The organism is Rhizobium sp. BR 317 (assembly GCF_047445835.1).
GTDB classification, from domain to species: domain Bacteria; phylum Pseudomonadota; class Alphaproteobacteria; order Rhizobiales; family Rhizobiaceae; genus Rhizobium; species Rhizobium paranaense.
The window spans coordinates 1-932 of the sequence record NZ_JARWLB010000170.1; the positions used below are offsets into that span (position 1 = coordinate 1).

Below are 932 nucleotides of genomic sequence, written 5' to 3' on the forward strand. Positions count from 1 at the left end.
AGAAYGACATGATGATCGTCGACTATGCGGTCGACAAAGCAATCCTCGTCTCCGGCGTCGGATGGCGGCAGCAGAAGATTACCATCCGGCGGGGAGGCTGAACCATGCGCAAGCACCTCGCCATCATCATCACCGCCGCCGCCATGCTTTCCAGCTGCCAGACGGCCGAGGACGGTCTCACGACCAATTCGGCACCCACCACTGTMACAGGTCCCGCCGCAAGTGCGATTGCCGGCGACATGGCAAGCCGGCTTGCCGAGCAGATCGGTCCCGCGGGCACGACGACCATCAAGATKGAGAAGGACGCTTCGGACTTCGCTACGGCGCTCGAGGCGGCGCTGAAAGGGTGGGGCTATACGGTCATCACCGACGGCAAGGCCGAGAAAGACGTCAAACCTGTCGAGCTTGCCTATTCGATCGACGGCGTGGATGGCCAGGTGCTTGCAAGGCTGTCGACGCCGTCCATCGCGCTGGGCAGGGCGTATACGGCAACGGCCGCAGGTGCTGTGCCGGCAAGCCCGCTCTCGATCATGCAGCGCAATTGAGGGGAGGCGAGCATGGTGCAATCTCTGCAGCTGGGCAGCTCGGGCCAGGCCGACGATCAGAAGGGTATGCGCCGTCTGAACCGTCTGCCAATCATCGTCGCCATCATCATCGTTGCGCTATTTGTCGGCGTCGTCGTCATCGGGCTTTCATGGCGCGGTCTCCCTTTCAATCGGAACAACGATCTGKACAGCGCCTCGAATGCTCCCGCAACCAACTTCGGCGACCAGCTCAAGCGTGGTGTCACCGACGGCATCATCGGCGATCCGGAACAACGCGAAGTGTTCCAGCCGACGCCCGCCGTCGAACAGAAAGTCGCGAAGGAAACCGCCGTTGTTGATCGCACACCCACCCAGCGAGAGGAGCGGCGCCCGAGACTTGAATCGGAG

Annotated in this window: 1 protein-coding gene and 2 pseudogenes; all 3 read left to right on the forward strand. The window is 62.3% G+C overall.

The window, feature by feature from the left end:
- A pseudogene (locus QD357_RS32590) lies at positions 1 to 101 on the forward strand (P-type conjugative transfer protein TrbG); the annotation flags it as partial.
- Positions 102 to 104: 3 nt separating this feature from the next.
- On the forward strand, positions 105 to 545 hold the full coding sequence (gene trbH / locus QD357_RS32595; protein WP_414126130.1) for a conjugal transfer protein TrbH: 441 nt from the start codon (positions 105 to 107) through the stop codon (positions 543 to 545).
- Positions 546 to 557: 12 nt separating this feature from the next.
- A pseudogene (locus tag QD357_RS32600) lies at positions 558 to 932 on the forward strand (conjugal transfer protein TrbI); the annotation flags it as partial.